The sequence below is a fragment of the Diaphorobacter limosus genome, from assembly GCF_033100095.1.
In the GTDB taxonomy this organism is placed as follows: Bacteria; Pseudomonadota; Gammaproteobacteria; order Burkholderiales; family Burkholderiaceae_C; genus Alicycliphilus; species Alicycliphilus limosus.
Genome location: NZ_CP136921.1, coordinates 3,705,498 through 3,721,068 on the forward strand (window position 1 = coordinate 3,705,498; position 15,571 = coordinate 3,721,068).

Here is a 15,571-nt window from a genome sequence, read left to right on the forward strand (position 1 = left end):
GACTGGATGTCTGAACTGCACAAGTTTTTGTTTGATGGCCTGCCCGTGCGCGGCATGGTCGTGCGCCTGACCGATGCCTGGACGGAGCTGCTCGCGCGCCGCGCCGGTAATACCGAGACCGGGCCGTACCCGGTGCCCGTGAGCGAGCTTCTGGGCGAAATGGCCGCCGCCGCCGTGCTGATGCAATCCAACATCAAGTTCAACGGCGCGCTGGTGCTGCAGATCTTTGGCGACGGGCCGGTGAAGCTGGCCGTGGCCGAGGTGCAGTCCGACCTGAGCCTGCGCGCGACGGCCTCGGTGACCGGCGAGCTGCCGGCCGATGCGCGCCTGCCGGACATGGTGAATGTGGGCGGCGGCGGGCGCTGCGCCATCACGCTCGACCCCAAGGATCGCCTGCCCGGCCAGCAGCCCTACCAGGGCGTGGTGCCGCTGCATGGCGACCACAAGGAAAAGCTCACCAGGCTCAGCGATGTGTTGCAGCACTACATGTTGCAGTCCGAGCAGCTGGACACCACGCTGGTGCTGGCCGCCAACGACCAGGTGGCCGCCGGCCTGCTGATCCAGCGCATGCCGCTCAAGGGCGAGGGCAACCTGGCGGGCGCCGCCGGCCAGGCCGACGAAGACCAGATCGGCCAGAACGAGGACTACAACCGCATCGCCACGCTGGCCGCCAGCCTGACGCGCGAGGAATTGCTCACCCTGGACGTGGACACCATCTTGCACCGTTTGTTCTGGGAGGAAAAGCTGCTGCGCTTCGTGCCCCAGCAGGGGGCGGACGGGCCGCGCTTTGCCTGCTCGTGCAGCCGCGCGCGCGTGGGCAACATGCTGCGCAGCCTGGGCGAGGGCGAGGTGCAGAGCATTCTGCACGAGCGCCGCACCATCGACGTGGGCTGCGAATACTGTGGGCAGCAATACCACTTCGACGCCGTGGACGCGGTGCAGCTGTTCACCGCGCCGGGCCAGCAGCCGCCGGTCTCGTCGTCCGTGCAATAAGGGCGGGGCGGGGTGTCCCGCCGGCGTGGCCGCGCGCAGCGGCGACAATACGCGCTTTGCCTTCCCTTTCCAAGGAACCACTACCATGCGCAAAAGCATCATTGCCCTGGCGCTCGCTGGCCTGGCGGGCGCGGCCGTTGCCGCCGACCTGCGTGTCGGCCTGAACCCGGCCTACGAACCCTTCGAGTCCAAGACGCCCACGGGCGAGATCGTCGGCTTCGACGTGGACATCGCCAACGCCCTGTGCGAGCAGATCAAGCGCAAGTGCGTGTTCGTCGAGTCCGAGTGGGACTCCATCATCCCTGGCCTGCAGGCCAAGAAGTTCGACGTCATCGTCAGCTCCATGTCGATCACGCCCGAGCGCGCCCGCGTGGTGGACTTCACCAAGCGCTACTACAAGACCCCCAGTGCCATCGTGGTCAAGAAGAGCGTCAAGTACGAAGGCCCGGCCTCGCTCAAGGGCATGAAGATCGGCGTGCTCAAGGCCAGCACGCAGGAGAAATGGGCCCTGGGCGAGTTGAAGCCCGCCGGCGTCACCGTCGTGCCCTACCAGTCGCAGAACCAGGTCTACCTGGACATCCAGGCCGGCCGCATCGACGGCACGGTGGCCGACAAGGTCGAGGTCAACGGTGGCTTCCTGCGCAAACCCGAGGGCAAGGACTTTGGCTATGTCGGCGCCGACCAGTACGACGTGAAGTACTACGGCGAGGGCATTGGCATTGCGCTGCGCAAGGGCCAGGGCGATTTGAAGCAGCAGCTCAACGACGCCATCGACACCATTCGCGCCAACGGCACCTACGAGAAGATCGCCAAGAAGTACTTCGACTTCGATCCCTACGGCAAGTAAAGCCCGATGGGGCGTTGGCGTCGGGTGCCTTGCGGCCCTCGGCGCGCAACGCCCCGTTTTTTATCCATGAGTGATTACTACCTGGCCATCCTGCAAGGCTCGCTGCTCACCGTGGGCGTGTCGCTGGCCTCGCTCGCCGTGGCCACGCTGCTGGGGCTGCTGGGCGCGGCGGCCAAGCTCTCGGGCAGCCGGCCGCTGGTGTGGCTGGCCCAGCTCTACACCACCGTGGTGCGCGGCGTGCCGGAGCTGTTGATGATGCTGCTGATTTTTTACGGCGGCGCCATCGGCCTGAACCACCTGCTGGAGCTGTGGGGCAACCAGGAGGGCGTGGATCTCGACCCCTTCGTCGCCGGCGTGCTGACCATTGGCTTCATCTACGGCGCCTACATGACCGAGACCTTTCGCGGCGCCATCCTGGCCATTCCACGCGGCCAGATGGAGGCCGCCTGGGCCTTTGGCATGGGCCGGCTGCAGACCTTTGTGCGCATCACGCTGCCGCAGATGGTGCGCTACGCGCTGCCCAGCTTCACCAACAACTGGCTGGTGCTGATCAAGGCCACGGCCCTGGTCAGCCTGATAGGCCTGCACGACATGACCTACCTGGCCAAGCAGTCCAGCGCCGCCGTGCGCGAGCCGTTTGCCTTCTTCCTGTTTGCCGCCGCCCTGTATCTGGTGTTCACCTCGCTGTCGCTGTGGGCGCTGCGCGCCGTCAGCCGCCGCTACAGCCTGGGCACGGACAAGGTGCAGCTGTTATGAACTGGGCCGTCATCTTCGAGCCCGATACGCTCGCTCTGTACGGCGAGGGCCTGCTCGTCACCCTGCAGCTCACGCTCTACAGCCTCGGCATTGGCGCGCTGCTGGCGCTGCTGTGCGCGCTGGCCCTGGTCAGCAGCAATACGCTGCTGCGCTGGCCGGCCCAGGCCTTCACCTATTTCATGCGCGGCACGCCGCTGCTGATCCAGGTGTACCTGATCTACTACGGCGTGGCCCAGCTGGAATGGGTGCAGGCACGCTGGGATGCCGTCTGGCCCTGGACCAACTTCAAGGAGCCGTTCTTCTGCACCCTGCTGTCGTTCAGCCTGAACACCGCGGCCTACACGGCCGAGACCCTGGCGGGCAGCATCCGCGAGACGAACAAGGGCGAGGTCGAGGCCGCGCGTGCCATGGGCATGGGCCCCTGGAAGCTGATGCGCCGCATCGTGCTGCCCAGCGCCATACGCCGCATGCTGCCTGCCTACGGCAACGAGGTGGTGATGATGCTGCACAGCTCCAGCCTGGCCAGCACCGTGCCGGCGCTGCTGGATCTGACGGGCGCGGCCAGCCGCGTCTACGCCGACTTTTATCTGCCGTTCGAGGCCTATCTGTTTGCCGCGGCCATCTACCTGTGCATCACCCTGTGCCTGCTGAGCGTCTCCAAACTGGTGGAGCGGCGCTTCCTGGGCTACCTGGTGCCGCGCAAGAATTGAATCCATGAGCACCTCACCGATCAAACTCCAGGCCCTGGACATCCACAAGCGCTATGGCGCCAACGAGGTGCTCAAGGGCGTGTCGCTCACGGCCCACGCGGGCGACGTGATCAGCATCATCGGCAGCTCGGGCTCGGGCAAGAGCACGCTGCTGCGCTGCATCAACCTGCTGGAGCGCCCGCAGCAGGGCCGCATCCTGGTGGCGGGCGAGGAGCTGGCCCTGCGTCCCGGGCGTGACGGCGACCTGGAGGCACAAGACGCCCGGCAGCTGCAGCGCCTGCGCACGCGCCTGTCCATGGTGTTCCAGCACTTCAACCTGTGGGCGCATATGACGGTGCTGGCCAACATCATCGAGGCGCCGGTGCATGTGCTGGGCCTGCCGCGCGACGAGGCCGTGGAGCGCGCGCGCAAATACCTGCGCCTGGTGGGCCTGGAGGGGCGCGAGGACGCCTACCCGAACCACATGAGCGGCGGCCAGCAGCAGCGCGTGGCGATTGCCCGTGCGCTGGCGGTGGAGCCCGAGGTGATGCTGTTCGACGAGCCCACCAGCGCGCTCGACCCCGAGCTGGTCGGCGAGGTGCTGCGGGTGATGCAGCTGCTGGCCCAGGAGGGGCGCACCATGCTCGTCGTCACGCACGAAATGGGCTTTGCACGCGAGGTGTCCAACCAGGTGATCTTTCTGCACCAGGGCCTGATCGAGGAGCAGGGCGACCCGCGCATGGTCATGGCCAACCCCAGGAGCGAACGGCTGGCGCGCTTTCTGTCAGGCAATCTGAAGTAGATTGCTCATAAAAAAATAGCTGCCAGCGCTTGCCCATAAAGCGCTGGCAGCTATTTTGGTTCAATTTTTCAGCGCTGCGGCGCGCGCACCACCTGCACGTAGATCTCGCCGGGCTTGACCATGCCCAGCTCGTTGCGCGCCTTTTCCTCGACCATCTCCAGGCCGCTTTTCAGGTCGCCAACCTCGGCGGCAAGATGTTCGTTGACCGCGCGCGCCTGGGCGTTGGCGGCCTGCTGCTCGGCGATCTGTTGGCGCAGCTCCTGCACATGGCCGACGCTGCCGCGCCCCGTCCACAGCTGCGCGTGTATGCCCACGAGCAGTAGTAGCAGGAACAGCGGGACGATGCGAGCGACCATGGGGTGGGGTGCAAAGGCGCGTTTAACGCAGGTTGTAGAAGGCGCTGCGGCCCGGGTACTCGGCCACGTCGCCCAGGTCTTCCTCGATGCGCAGCAGCTGGTTGTACTTGGCGATGCGGTCCGAGCGGCTCAAGCTGCCGGTCTTGATCTGGCCGGCGTTCAGGCCCACGGCGATGTCGGCAATCGTCGAATCCTCGGTCTCGCCCGAGCGGTGGCTGATGACGGCCGTGTAGCCGGCGCGCTTGGCCATCTCGATGGCGGCAAAGGTTTCGGTCAGCGTGCCGATCTGGTTGATCTTGATGAGGATGGAGTTGCCGATGCCCTTGTCGATGCCTTCCTTGAGGATCTTGGTATTGGTCACGAACAGGTCGTCGCCCACCAGCTGCACGTTCTTGCCCAGGCGCTCGGACAGAATCTTCCAGCCGTCCCAGTCACCCTCGGCCATGCCGTCTTCGATGCTGATGATGGGGTACTTGTCGCACCAGCTGGCCAGCATGTCGGTCCACTGCTGGGCCGTCAGCTCAATGCCGCCTTCGCCTTCGAGCACGTACTTGCCTTCACGATAGAACTCGCTGGCGGCGCAGTCCAGGGCCAGCACGATCTGCTCGCCGGCGGTGTAGCCGGCGGCCTCGATGGCCTGCAGGATCAGCTGGATGGCGGCCTCGTGGTTTTCCACGCTGGGGGCAAAGCCGCCCTCGTCGCCCACGGCCGTGCTCATGCCCTTGTCATGGATGATTTTCTTCAGCGCATGGAACACCTCGGCGCCCCAGCGCAGCGCCTCGCGGAAGGTCGGGGCGCCCACCGGGATGATCATGAACTCTTGCAGATCCAGGCTGTTGTTGGCGTGCGCGCCGCCGTTGATGACGTTCATCATCGGCACCGGCAGCTGGCAGCCGTTCATGCCGCCGAAGTAGCGGTACAGCGGCAGGCCGGCCTCCTCGGCGGCGGCGCGGGCCACGGCCATGGACACGGCCAGCATGGCGTTGGCACCCAGGCGGCTCTTGTTGTAGGTGCCGTCCAGGTCGATCAGGGTCTTGTCCAGGAAGGCCTGTTCCGAAGCGTCCAGGCCCAGCACGGCCTCGGAGATCTCGGTGTTGATGTGCTCGACGGCCTTGAGCACGCCCTTGCCCAGATAGCGGCTCTTGTCACCGTCGCGCAGCTCGATGGCCTCGCGCGAGCCGGTCGATGCGCCCGAGGGCACGGCGGCGCGGCCCATCACGCCCGACTCGAGCAGCACGTCGCACTCGACGGTGGGGTTGCCGCGGCTGTCCAGCACTTCGCGGCCTACGATGTCAACAATGGCACTCATGGAGTTTCCTTCTGGGTTGCTTGAAATCGGTATCGGGTGATTTGCGGTCAAATATGGCTGTAGCGCTTATGTATCAAGCGCAAGAAGCTATCAATAGCATAGTATTCTGGCCTGGGCCGCAGCCGCGAGTATCGGTGATGCGGCGCGCGCCATTGCGTGCATTGCGGGCGCAATGGTTTCGCCCTGGGCGCGTCCTGTCAGGCTTTCAGGCGTCAAAGTGGTCTTCGAGAAAGCCGTTCTTCTTGGTGACCTGATCCAGCGCCACCAGGGTCTCCAGCAGCGCACGCATATGCCTGAGCGGCACGGCATTGGGGCCGTCGGACCAGGCCTCGGCGGGCCTGGGGTGGGTTTCCATGAACAGCCCCGCCACGCCCACGCCCACGGCTGCGCGCGCCAGCACCGGCACCATGGCGCGGGCGCCGCCGCTCACGGCCCCCAGGCCGCCGGGCTTTTGCACCGAGTGCGTCACGTCGAACACCACCGGCGCGCCGGAGTTGCGCATCTCGGCCAGACTGGTCATGTCGGCCACCAGGTTGTTGTAGCCAAAGCTCACGCCGCGCTCGCAGGCCAGGAAGCGGTCTTCCGAGAGGCCCACCTCGCGCGCTGCGTCGCGTGCCTTGTCGATGACGTTCTTCATGTCCCAGGGTGCCAGGAACTGGCCCTTCTTGATGTTCACCGGCTTGCCGGACTGCGCCACCGCGCGGATGAAATCGGTCTGGCGGCACAGAAAGGCCGGCGTCTGCAGCACGTCGACCACGCTGGCCACCTCGGCCACCTGCGCGGCCTCGTGCACGTCGGTCAGGATGGGCAGCTGCAGCTGGCGCCGCACCTCGGCCAGGATCTTCAGGCCGGCGTCGATTCCCACGCCGCGCTGGCTGCTGCCCGACGAGCGGTTCGCCTTGTCGAACGAGCCCTTGTAGATCAGCGGCACGCCCAGGGCGGTGCAGGCCTCCTTGAGCTGGCCTGCGACGTCGAGCGACAGCTGCAGGCTCTCGATGGAGCAGGTGCCCGCGATGAGGAAGAAGCGTTGATCCAGGCCAACGTCAAAGCCGCAGAGTTGCATGGGTACTGCTCCCTTTCATGCCTTTTGGTGCGCAATGGCCGCCTTCACGAAGGCGTTGAACAGCGGGTGGCCGTTCCAGGGCGTGGATTTGAATTCGGGGTGGAACTGCACGCCGATGTACCAGGGGTGCATGCTTTGCGGCAGTTCCACGATCTCGGTCAGGTGCTCGCGCTGCGTCAGCGCCGAGATCACCAGGCCGGCCTTGCGCAGCTGATCCAGGTACTGCACGTTGGCCTCGTAGCGGTGGCGGTGGCGCTCGGTGACCACGCTGCCGTAGATGCTGTGCGCCAGCGTGCCGGCCTGCACGTCCGAGCTTTGCGCGCCCAGGCGCATGGTGCCGCCCAGGTCGGAGTTCTCGTCGCGCGTCTTGATGCTGCCGTCCTCGTCCTTCCACTCGGTGATCAGGGCGATCACCGGGTGCTGGCAGTGCGCGTCGAACTCGGTGGAGTTGGCGCCGGCCAGGCCCGCCACATGGCGCGCGTACTCGATGGTGGCCACCTGCATCCCCAGGCAGATGCCCAGGTAGGGCACCTTGTGCTCGCGCGCGTACCTGGCGGTGCTGATCTTGCCCTCGACCCCGCGCGAGCCAAAGCCGCCCGGCACCAGGATGGCGTGGTACTGGCCCAGCTGCTCGGCGGCGTTGGCGTCGGTGATGGTCTCGGAATCGACATGCGTGATCTTCACGCGCATATGGCTTTGCATGCCGGCGTGCTTGAGCGCCTCGTTCACCGACTTGTAGGCGTCCGACAGTTCCACATACTTGCCCACCATGGCGATCTGCACCTCGCCCTGCGGGTGTTCGTACTCGCGCACCAGATCGTCCCAGCGCTTCAGGTTGGCCGGCGGCGTGTTCAGGCGCAGCTTGTCGCAGATCAGGCCGTCCAGCCCCTGCTCGTGCAGCATGCGCGGCACCTTGTAGATGGTGTCCACGTCCCACATGCTGATCACGCCCCATTCCTGCACGTTGGTGAACAGCGAGATCTTCTCGCGCTCCTCGTCGGGCACAGCATGGTGGGCGCGGCACAGCAGGGCGTCGGGCTGGATGCCGATCTCGCGCAGCTTCTGCACCGTGTGCTGGGTGGGCTTGGTCTTCAATTCACCGGCCGTGGCAATCCAGGGCAGGTAGGTCAGGTGCACGAAGGCCGAGTTGTTCGGCCCCAGCTTCAGGGACAGCTGGCGCACGGCCTCCAGGAAGGGCAGGGACTCGATGTCGCCCACCGTGCCGCCGACCTCGCAGATGGCCACGTCCACGGCGTCCGCCGTGCCGATGCCGGCGCCGCGCTTGATGAACTCCTGGATCTCGCCCGTGACATGCGGGATGACCTGCACCGTCTTGCCCAGATAGTCGCCGCGGCGTTCTTTCTCGAGCACGCTCTGGTAGATGCGGCCGGTGGTGAAGTTGTTGGCCTGCTTCATGCGCGTTTCGATGAAACGCTCGTAATGGCCCAGGTCCAGGTCGGTCTCGGCGCCGTCGTCGGTCACGAAGACCTCACCATGCTGGAAGGGCGACATGGTGCCCGGATCCACGTTGATGTACGGGTCGAGCTTGATGAGGGTGACTTTGAGACCGCGCGATTCGAGGATCGCGGCAAGGGAGGCTGAGGCGATTCCCTTGCCCAGGGAAGACACCACACCGCCGGTGACGAAGACGAATTTGGTCATCTTTTTGAGTGGATGTGGGAAATTGCGATTATAGGAAGTCCGGCCAGGGCGGCGGCGCACGCACCGCCTTGCCCCTGGGTGCCGTCTGCTAAATTGGCGCCCATGAATGAGCTTTCCGGCAAACATATCGTCCTGGGCCTGAGCGGTGGCGTGGCCTGCTACAAGAGTGCCGAGCTGACGCGGCTGCTGACCAAGGCCGGCGCCACGGTGCAGGTGGTGATGACCGAGGCGGCCGAGCAGTTCATCACGCCCGTGACCATGCAGGCGCTGTCGGGGCGCAGCGTCTACCGCTCGCAGTGGGATGCGCGCGAGGCCAACAACATGCCGCACATCAACCTCAGCCGCGAGGCCGATGCCATCCTCATTGCGCCGTGCAGCGCGGACTTCATCGCGCGCCTGGTGCAGGGGCGCGCCGACGAGCTGCTCTCCCTGATGTGCCTGGCCCGGCCGATGGAGCGCGTGCCGCTGCTCATCGCCCCGGCCATGAACCGCGAGATGTGGGCCCACCCGGCGACGCGGCGCAATCTGGCGCAGGTGGCGGCAGACGGCGCCACGGTGCTGGGCGTGGGCTGTGGCGAGCAGGCCTGTGGCGAGGTCGGCGACGGCCGCATGCTGGAGGCCGAGGAAATCCTGGAGGAGCTGCAAGCGTTCTTTGCCCCCAAGCTGCTCGTGGGCCAGCGCGTGCTGATCACCGCCGGGCCGACGTTCGAGGCCATAGACCCGGTGCGCGGCATCACCAACCTGTCGTCGGGCAAGATGGGCTTTGCCATTGCCCGCGCGGCGCGCGCGGCGGGGGCCGAGGTCACGCTGGTGGCCGGCCCGGTGCACCTGCCCACGCCGCGCGGCGTGCGCCGCATCGATGTGCGTTCAGCACAAAACATGCTTCAAGCGGTTGATACACAAGCGCCGGAAGCTACTATTTTCATAGCTACCGCGGCCGTGGCCGACTGGCGCCCGGCCCATGCCGCCGAGCACAAGATCAAGAAGGATGGCTCGGGCGACACCCCGACGCTCGCCTTCGTGGAGAACCCGGACATCCTGGCCCAGGTGGCGCAATCCGCTCGTGCACGCGCCGGCCAGCTGTACTGCGTGGGCTTTGCCGCCGAGAGCGAGAACCTGCTGGCGCACGCCAGCGCCAAGCGCGTGCGCAAGGGCGTGCCGCTGCTGGTGGGCAACATTGGCCCGGCCACCTTCGGCCAGGACGACAACGCGCTGCTGCTGGTGGACGCACAGGGCCACCGCGAGCTGCCGCGCGCGCCCAAGTCCGAGCTCGGGCGCCAGCTGGTGGCCGAGATCGCACGGCGCCTGGGTGAGGCCGGCGCGCCCCGTTCATGAGCGCACCACAGCCCTGGCTTGGCGACTACGGCGAGCCGCCCGGTGGCGACTACGCTCGCTATATCGAGCGCCTGTTGCAGAGCCAGGACCTGCGGCGTGGCGTATTGCAGGCCGGGGCGGCCGCCGGGCAGCGGCCTGTGGCGGTTGCCAAGGCGGCGGCGCCCGCTGCCGCCACGACCGCTCCGCGCCGCCCCGCGAAGCAGGCCGTCACGCGCACTCTGCCGGCCAAATGGCCGCTGTTGCTCGGCGCGCTGCTGGTGCTGCTGATGTGGTTTGCGCCCGCGCTGTTGCCCTTTGTCATGGCCGGCGTGATAGTGGCGGGCGTGGGCCATGGCGTATGGAAATCCAGGCACGGCCGAGGCGGCGGGGCCCGTTGAGTTACTACCCTTGTACCCATGAAGATAGACGTCAAAATTCTCGACCCGCGCATGGCGGAACAGTTGCCCACCTACGCCACGCCGGGCAGCGCCGGGCTGGATCTGCGCGCCTGCCTGGACGCGCCCCTGGAGCTGGCGCCCAATGCCTGGCAGCTCGTGCCCACGGGCATCGCCATCTACCTGAAGGACCCGGGCTACGCGGCGCTGATCCTGCCGCGCTCGGGCCTGGGCCACAAGCATGGCATCGTGCTGGGCAATCTGGTGGGGCTGATCGACAGCGACTACCAGGGCCAGCTTATGGTCAGCGCCTGGAACCGCAGCGACCAGGCCTTCACGCTGGAGCCCATGGAGCGGCTGGCGCAGCTGGTCATCGTGCCGGTGCTGCAGGCGCAGTTCAATGTGGTGACCGAGTTTCCCGCCAGCGAGCGCGGCGAGGGCGGCTACGGCTCCACCGGCAATCATTGAGCCTGCCGGTGGCTGCTCAATGCAGCAGGTCGTTGCCCGGCGCCTGCGGTTGTATGCGAAAGAACCCGGTCCCGGCCGTGCCACGGCCGATTTCTTCCTCGGCGGCCTCGCGCACGCCGTGCACCTTGAGCGCCAGGCGCAGTGCAATGCCGGCCAGAGGGTGGTTGCCGTCCAGCACCACATGCTCGGGATAGATCTGGGCCACGGTGTACAGCGCGTCGCGCGGCGCCTCGGGGTTGATGCCTTCGGGCAGGGCCGTGCCCTCGAAGGTCATGCCCTCCTCGATGTCGTCGGGGAACAGATGGCGCGGCTCCAGGAACAGCAGCTTGTCCTGGTAGTCGCCAAAGGCGTCCTCGGGCTCCAGGTGCAGCGCCAGCGCGGCGCCCACGCCATGGCCCTGCAGGGCCTCTTCTATGCGCGCCAGCAGGTCGTCGCCACCCACCAGAAACTCCACCGGATCGTCGAGCACGTCCAGCTCCTCACCCAGCGTGTCCTTCAAGACCCAGGTCAGGGCGACCACACATTGTTCGGTTATTTCCATAGGACAATTGTCGCAGTTCACAGCCTCAAGGCCCGCGCGGCCGCGTCTATCCCATGGATGTACAACAACCTTTGGCCCTGCTCGGAGGCCTGAGCCCGGCCCAGTTCATGCGCCGCCATTGGCACAAGAAACCTTTGCTGGTGCGCCAGGCGATTGCCGGCTTCAAGCCGCTGCTCGCCCGCGCAGAGCTGCTCGAGCTGGCCGGACGCGAGGGCGTGGAGTCGCGCTTCATCCAGGACAAGGGCGGGCAGTGGGTGCTGCGCCACGGGCCGCTGGCGCGCCGCTCGCTGCCGCCCCTGGCCACGCCGCGCTGGACGGCGCTGGTGCAGGGCGTGGATCTGCACCACGAGGGCGTGCATGCGCTGATGCAGCAGTTCCGTTTTGTGCCCGAGGCGCGCCTGGATGACCTGATGATCAGCTACGCCACCGACGGCGGTGGCGTCGGCCCGCATTTCGACAACTACGACGTCTTCCTGCTGCAGGCCCATGGCCAGCGGCGCTGGCGCATCGGCCGGCAAAAGGACAAGACGCTGCGCTCCGGCCTGCCGCTCAAGATCCTGGCGGCCTTCGAGCCCGAGGAGGAGCATGTGCTGGAGCCCGGCGACATGCTCTACCTGCCCCCGGGCTGGGCGCATGACGGCATCGCCGTGGGCGAATGCATGACCTACTCGATCGGCTTTCGCTCGCCCAACGGCGCCCAGCTGGCGCACGAAGTGCTGCAGCGCATGGCCGAGGGCGCTGCCGATGAGGAGGGTGCCATCTACCGCGACGCGCAGCAGCCGGCCGTGGCCGGGCCCGGTGCCATTCCGGCCGAGCTGCAGGACTTTGCCCGCCAGGCCGTGCAGCGCGCGCTGGCGCAGCCGCAGGCGCTCGAATGTGCGCTGGGCGAGGCGCTGACCGAGCCCAAGCCGAATGTCTGGTTCGAGCCCGCCGAGGCTGGCGGGATGCTCGAATGCCTGACGCTGGATAGGCGCACGCGCATGATGTATGACGACAAGCATGTCTTCATCAATGGCGAGAGCTACCGCGCCTCCGGGCGCGACGCCACGCTGATGCGCCGCCTGGCCGACGAACGCCGCCTTGAGCCACGCGATCTGGTGCGCGCCAGCGACGAAGCGCTGGAGCTGCTGTCCGCATGGTGCGAAGCCGGCTGGGCCCATGCACGCTGATCCCAACCAGGAGCAGGCGACGCCGGCATTGCCCAGCGGCCGCTTTGAAGGGCGCGAGGCGTTTCAAAAGCTGGTGCGCGACGCCCTGGCCTGCGCCGCCCAGGAGGGCTGGCGCGAACTGATTGTGAGCGATGCCAACTTCCACGACTGGCCCCTGGGCGAGCGCGCCGTGGTCGAGTCGCTGCAGCAATGGGCCAGCGGCGGGCGGCGCCTGACCATGCTGGCGGCCGACTATGCCGAGGTGCAGCGGCGCCACGCGCGCTTCGTGCAGTGGCGCGTACGCTGGGATCACATCATCGTGTGCCGCCGCGCTGGCGCGGTGGATGCGCAGGATCTGCCCAGCGCCATCTGGTCGCCCCAGTGGGTCTTGCAGCGCCATGATCCCTTGCGTTGCAACGGTGTGACCGGAGTTGAGCCCGAGCGGCGCATCCTGCTGCGCGAGGCCATCAACGAATGGCTGGAGCGTAAAAGTGCTCCCGGCTTTCCTGCCTCCACCTTGGGCCTGTGAGCTGCGCACACTGTTGTAATAAAGGTAGTGGTTTCTTCGCGTTATCCACTATTGACGAAAACTTTCTATAATCGGCGGCTGGTATTAAGCTTGGTGTTTGCTTTAAATCAAGCAATGCATCGTCGCCGGGTATACCGCTGCAAGAGGCGGGTGTCGCGGCTTTCCATGACTATCACTTGTTCCCATAGGAAACTGAAATGAAGAACTCCGTCGTTCTGGCTGCCCTGATTGCTGCTGCTGCCCTCGCCGCTTGCGGCAAGAAGGAAGAGCCCGCACCTGCACCTGCTCCGGCACCCGTGGCAGCCCCCGCCGCCGAAGCTGCTGACGCCGCCAAGGATGCCGCTGCCGCCGCTGTGGACGCCACCAAGGATGCTGCTGACGCCACCAAGGATGCCGCTGCTGCTGCCGTGGACGCCACCAAGGATGCTGCCGCCGCCGCTGTGGACGCCACCAAGGAAGCCGCCGACGCTGCCGCTGACGCCGCCAAGAAGGCTGCCGACGCTGCTGCCAATGCAGCCGCTGGCGCGTCCAAGTAAGCACTCCCGCTCCAGGCTTGCGAGCCTGGCAGTAACAAAAAACCCCGGCCAATCGACCGGGGTTTTTTGTTGGCCGCTTTGCGCGGCTTACTTCAGATCGTCCGCCAGCACGCGCACGATGCGCTGCGCGTTGGCCGATGTCTCGGGTGCCCCCGTGGCGTTGAGCACGGAGACCGTGCTCTGGTTGCCCTCGCTGCGCACCACGATGCGGTACTTGAGCGGTGCCACGGCGTCGGGCGAGCTGGAGAACAGCTTGCTGAAGAAGCCCTGTTCCTTCTTTTCCCCGGGCGCCACATAGCGCACGAAGTACACGCCCTGGCTGCGGTCGCGGTCTTCCACGGTGAAGCCCGTGCGGTCCAGCGACACGCCGACGCGGCGCCAGGCGCGGTCAAAGCCTTCGTCGAGCTGCACCACGGGCACATTGTTCAGCGTGGCCATGCGCGCGCTCGGCGTGACGGGTACCGGCGCAGCCGCGACGGCCTTGGACTGCTCCTCGCTCACGCCCAGTTTGACCATCAGGCGGCGCAGGAACTCGGTCTCCAGCTCGGCGTTGGCCGGGCGCGGCTGCCAGATCGTGTTGTCCTTCTGGCTGCTGGTGTAGACCTCTTCCATGCCGCGGTGGGTGATGAAGATCTCGGTGGCGCCGCCGGCCGTGCGCTCCAGGCGGGTGCGGAACTTGTCGCGTTCGCCGGTGGAATACAGCGAATCGAACACCTTGCCAATGGTCGAGCGGATGATGTCCTGCGGCAGCTTGGCGCGGTTTTCGGCCCAGTCGGTTTCCAGCAGGCCGAGCTTGGGCTGCTCGACGGTGAGGACGAAGCCGCTTTCCAGCCAGAAGTCGCGCACCGGCTCCCACAGTTGATCGGCGGGGCGGTTGACCACCAGCCAGCGCTGGTTGCCGTCACGTTCTATGCGCACGTCGCCGATGGATTGTGGTGCGGCGCTGGCAGTGCCGCGCGGCTGCCGCGCCTGGCCGGCCTCGAAGGCAGCGGCCGAGACGGTGGCGCCGGGCACGGTGTAGCGCGTCTCGCGCGACAGCTGGTTCAGGTCGGGCGGGACCTCCAGCGTTGCGCCCTTGGTGGCGCTTTTGTAGTCGATCTTGTCGTTCTCCAGCACGGAGCAGGCCGACAGGGTCATGGCAAGGCCCAGCAGGCCCAGGCGGGTGGTAGCGTTCACGCAGTTAATCCTTCTACAGTCCAGGACTGACCCGGGCGCAGGAGTGCGCCGGGGGAGATGGCTTCAGCCCCTGTCCGCGGCCAGCAGGCCGGCGGCGCGCAGGGCGGTTTCGACCACGGCCTCGTTGCCCTGCGCCAGCGGCGTCATGGGCAGGCGCATGGCGCCGCCGCACAGGCCCATGCGCTGCATGGCCCATTTCACGGGGATGGGGTTGGCTTCGACGAACAGATTTTTGTGCACCGGCAGCAACTGGAACTGGATGTCCATCGCGCGGCGGCGGTCGCCGGCGATGGCCGCCACGCACAGCTCGTGCATCAGGCGCGGCGCCACGTTGGCCGTCACGCTGATGTTGCCCTGGCCGCCGCAGAGCATCAGGGCCACGGCCGTGGGGTCGTCGCCCGAATACACGGCAAAGCCCTTGGGCACGTCGCGGATCAGCCACTGCGCGCGCTCGATGTTGCCCGTGGCCTCCTTGATGCCGACGATGCCCGGCACCTGGGTCAGGCGCAGCACGGTCTCGTGGTGCATGTCGGCCACGCTGCGGCCGGGCACGTTGTACAGCACCATGGGCAGGTCGCCCGTGGCCTCGGCAATCGCTTTGAAGTGCTGGTACTGGCCCTCTTGCGTGGGCTTGTTGTAATAGGGCACGACCTGCAGCTGGCTGTTGGCGCCGACCTTCTTGGCGTAGCGGGCCAGCTCGATGGCTTCAAACGTGGAGTTGGCGCCGCAGCCGGCCATGACGGGCACGCGGCCGGCGGATTGCTCCACCGACACGCGGATGATTTCGCAATGCTCCTCCACGTTCACCGTGGGCGATTCACCCGTGGTGCCGACCACGCCTATGCAATCGGTGCCTTCCTGGATATGCCAGTCTATGAGTTTGCGCAGCGTGGGGTAGTCCACACTGCCGTCGTCGTGCATGGGGGTGACGAGGGCGACGATGCTGCCGGTGAGGGTGGCGCTGGAAGAGGTCATGTCCGCGGTCAA

General features: G+C 66.7%; 18 protein-coding genes. 11 read left to right on the top strand and 7 right to left on the bottom strand.

Annotated elements, in window-relative coordinates:
* The first annotated feature begins 6 nt into the window (after positions 1-6).
* From hslO to P4826_RS17810, 5 genes are all read left to right on the top strand, one after another.
* Entirely contained in the window at positions 7-993 is a 987-nt protein-coding gene (gene hslO / locus P4826_RS17790; RefSeq protein WP_317701679.1) for an Hsp33 family molecular chaperone HslO, read from the top strand.
* 85 nt (positions 994-1,078) lie between these two features.
* Positions 1,079-1,840: a lysine/arginine/ornithine ABC transporter substrate-binding protein gene (locus P4826_RS17795; protein WP_317701680.1), complete on the top strand. Its 762-nt coding sequence runs from the start codon at positions 1,079-1,081 to the stop codon at positions 1,838-1,840.
* Between the two features lie 66 nt (positions 1,841-1,906).
* On the top strand, positions 1,907-2,596 hold the full coding sequence (locus P4826_RS17800) for an ABC transporter permease (protein ID WP_317701681.1): 690 nt from the start codon (positions 1,907-1,909) through the stop codon (positions 2,594-2,596).
* Positions 2,593-3,306, top strand: coding sequence for an ABC transporter permease (locus P4826_RS17805; RefSeq protein WP_317701682.1), 714 nt, complete (start codon positions 2,593-2,595; stop codon positions 3,304-3,306). Before P4826_RS17800 ends, P4826_RS17805 begins: the two co-directional genes overlap by 4 nt.
* Positions 3,307-3,310: 4 nt before the next feature.
* Positions 3,311-4,087, top strand: coding sequence for an ABC transporter ATP-binding protein (locus P4826_RS17810; RefSeq protein WP_317701683.1), 777 nt, complete (start codon positions 3,311-3,313; stop codon positions 4,085-4,087).
* A gap of 68 nt (positions 4,088-4,155) precedes the next feature.
* Here the strand turns inward: P4826_RS17810 and P4826_RS17815 are convergent, their stop codons facing one another.
* The 4 genes from P4826_RS17815 to pyrG form a co-directional block, all read right to left on the bottom strand.
* Positions 4,156-4,443, bottom strand: a complete 288-nt coding sequence (locus P4826_RS17815; protein ID WP_317701684.1) for a septum formation initiator family protein — start codon at positions 4,441-4,443, stop codon at positions 4,156-4,158.
* A 22-nt stretch (positions 4,444-4,465) separates the two neighbouring features.
* Positions 4,466-5,752 carry a phosphopyruvate hydratase gene (gene eno, locus P4826_RS17820; RefSeq protein WP_317701685.1) on the bottom strand — a complete coding sequence of 429 codons (1,287 nt, stop codon included), beginning with the start codon at positions 5,750-5,752 and terminating at the stop codon, positions 4,466-4,468.
* A gap of 205 nt (positions 5,753-5,957) precedes the next feature.
* The gene (kdsA, locus tag P4826_RS17825; protein WP_317701686.1) at positions 5,958-6,815 is read right to left on the bottom strand and encodes a 3-deoxy-8-phosphooctulonate synthase; all 858 of its coding nucleotides are present in this window, start codon (positions 6,813-6,815) and stop codon (positions 5,958-5,960) included.
* Positions 6,816-6,830: 15 nt separating this feature from the next.
* Entirely contained in the window at positions 6,831-8,477 is a 1,647-nt protein-coding gene (gene pyrG / locus P4826_RS17830) for a CTP synthase (protein ID WP_317701687.1), read from the bottom strand.
* A 102-nt stretch (positions 8,478-8,579) separates the two neighbouring features.
* On the opposite strand from pyrG, the gene coaBC reads away from it, so the two are divergent.
* From coaBC to dut, 3 genes are read left to right on the top strand one after another with little or no spacing between them, the layout of a single operon-like run.
* Positions 8,580-9,812 carry a bifunctional phosphopantothenoylcysteine decarboxylase/phosphopantothenate--cysteine ligase CoaBC gene (gene coaBC, locus P4826_RS17835; RefSeq protein ID WP_317701688.1) on the top strand — a complete coding sequence of 411 codons (1,233 nt, stop codon included), beginning with the start codon at positions 8,580-8,582 and terminating at the stop codon, positions 9,810-9,812.
* On the top strand, positions 9,809-10,189 hold the full coding sequence (locus P4826_RS17840) for a hypothetical protein (RefSeq protein ID WP_317701689.1): 381 nt from the start codon (positions 9,809-9,811) through the stop codon (positions 10,187-10,189). Before coaBC ends, P4826_RS17840 begins: the two co-directional genes overlap by 4 nt.
* An 18-nt stretch (positions 10,190-10,207) precedes the next feature.
* Entirely contained in the window at positions 10,208-10,654 is a 447-nt protein-coding gene (gene dut, locus P4826_RS17845; protein ID WP_317701690.1) for a dUTP diphosphatase, read from the top strand.
* A gap of 16 nt (positions 10,655-10,670) precedes the next feature.
* Here the strand turns inward: dut and P4826_RS17850 are convergent, their stop codons facing one another.
* Positions 10,671-11,195 carry an FKBP-type peptidyl-prolyl cis-trans isomerase gene (locus P4826_RS17850; RefSeq protein WP_317701691.1) on the bottom strand — a complete coding sequence of 175 codons (525 nt, stop codon included), beginning with the start codon at positions 11,193-11,195 and terminating at the stop codon, positions 10,671-10,673.
* A gap of 53 nt (positions 11,196-11,248) precedes the next feature.
* Here P4826_RS17850 and P4826_RS17855 point away from each other — a divergent pair, with 53 nt between their 5' ends.
* From P4826_RS17855 to P4826_RS17865, 3 genes are all read left to right on the top strand, one after another.
* The gene (locus tag P4826_RS17855; protein ID WP_317701692.1) at positions 11,249-12,364 is read left to right on the top strand and encodes a JmjC domain-containing protein; all 1,116 of its coding nucleotides are present in this window, start codon (positions 11,249-11,251) and stop codon (positions 12,362-12,364) included.
* On the top strand, positions 12,354-12,872 hold the full coding sequence (locus P4826_RS17860; RefSeq protein ID WP_317701693.1) for a hypothetical protein: 519 nt from the start codon (positions 12,354-12,356) through the stop codon (positions 12,870-12,872). The genes P4826_RS17855 and P4826_RS17860 overlap by 11 nt, the downstream gene beginning before the upstream one ends.
* 197 nt (positions 12,873-13,069) lie before the next feature.
* The gene (locus P4826_RS17865) at positions 13,070-13,408 is read left to right on the top strand and encodes a hypothetical protein (protein WP_317701694.1); all 339 of its coding nucleotides are present in this window, start codon (positions 13,070-13,072) and stop codon (positions 13,406-13,408) included.
* Positions 13,409-13,495: 87 nt separating this feature from the next.
* Here the strand turns inward: P4826_RS17865 and bamC are convergent, their stop codons facing one another.
* Both bamC and dapA read right to left on the bottom strand, forming a co-directional pair.
* Positions 13,496-14,584, bottom strand: coding sequence for an NlpB/DapX family lipoprotein (gene bamC / locus P4826_RS17870; RefSeq protein ID WP_317701695.1), 1,089 nt, complete (start codon positions 14,582-14,584; stop codon positions 13,496-13,498).
* 63 nt (positions 14,585-14,647) lie between these two features.
* Positions 14,648-15,559: a 4-hydroxy-tetrahydrodipicolinate synthase gene (gene dapA, locus P4826_RS17875; RefSeq protein ID WP_317701696.1), complete on the bottom strand. Its 912-nt coding sequence runs from the start codon at positions 15,557-15,559 to the stop codon at positions 14,648-14,650.
* Positions 15,560-15,571: the final 12 nt, after the last annotated feature.

Bases quoted from the DNA above. Each gene is read 5' to 3' on its own strand.
- hslO (WP_317701679.1), top strand. From the start codon at position 7: ATGTCTGAACTGCACAAGTTTTTGTTTGATGGCCTGCCCGTGCGCGGC.
- P4826_RS17795 (WP_317701680.1), top strand. From the start codon at position 1,079: ATGCGCAAAAGCATCATTGCCCTGGCGCTCGCTGGCCTGGCGGGCGCG.
- P4826_RS17800 (WP_317701681.1), top strand. From the start codon at position 1,907: ATGAGTGATTACTACCTGGCCATCCTGCAAGGCTCGCTGCTCACCGTG.
- P4826_RS17805 (WP_317701682.1), top strand. From the start codon at position 2,593: ATGAACTGGGCCGTCATCTTCGAGCCCGATACGCTCGCTCTGTACGGC.
- P4826_RS17810 (WP_317701683.1), top strand. From the start codon at position 3,311: ATGAGCACCTCACCGATCAAACTCCAGGCCCTGGACATCCACAAGCGC.
- P4826_RS17815 (WP_317701684.1), bottom strand. From the start codon at position 4,443: ATGGTCGCTCGCATCGTCCCGCTGTTCCTGCTACTACTGCTCGTGGGC.
- eno (WP_317701685.1), bottom strand. From the start codon at position 5,752: ATGAGTGCCATTGTTGACATCGTAGGCCGCGAAGTGCTGGACAGCCGC.
- kdsA (WP_317701686.1), bottom strand. From the start codon at position 6,815: ATGCAACTCTGCGGCTTTGACGTTGGCCTGGATCAACGCTTCTTCCTC.
- pyrG (WP_317701687.1), bottom strand. From the start codon at position 8,477: ATGACCAAATTCGTCTTCGTCACCGGCGGTGTGGTGTCTTCCCTGGGC.
- coaBC (WP_317701688.1), top strand. From the start codon at position 8,580: ATGAATGAGCTTTCCGGCAAACATATCGTCCTGGGCCTGAGCGGTGGC.
- P4826_RS17840 (WP_317701689.1), top strand. From the start codon at position 9,809: ATGAGCGCACCACAGCCCTGGCTTGGCGACTACGGCGAGCCGCCCGGT.
- dut (WP_317701690.1), top strand. From the start codon at position 10,208: ATGAAGATAGACGTCAAAATTCTCGACCCGCGCATGGCGGAACAGTTG.
- P4826_RS17850 (WP_317701691.1), bottom strand. From the start codon at position 11,195: ATGGAAATAACCGAACAATGTGTGGTCGCCCTGACCTGGGTCTTGAAG.
- P4826_RS17855 (WP_317701692.1), top strand. From the start codon at position 11,249: ATGGATGTACAACAACCTTTGGCCCTGCTCGGAGGCCTGAGCCCGGCC.
- P4826_RS17860 (WP_317701693.1), top strand. From the start codon at position 12,354: ATGCACGCTGATCCCAACCAGGAGCAGGCGACGCCGGCATTGCCCAGC.
- P4826_RS17865 (WP_317701694.1), top strand. From the start codon at position 13,070: ATGAAGAACTCCGTCGTTCTGGCTGCCCTGATTGCTGCTGCTGCCCTC.
- dapA (WP_317701696.1), bottom strand. From the start codon at position 15,559: ATGACCTCTTCCAGCGCCACCCTCACCGGCAGCATCGTCGCCCTCGTC.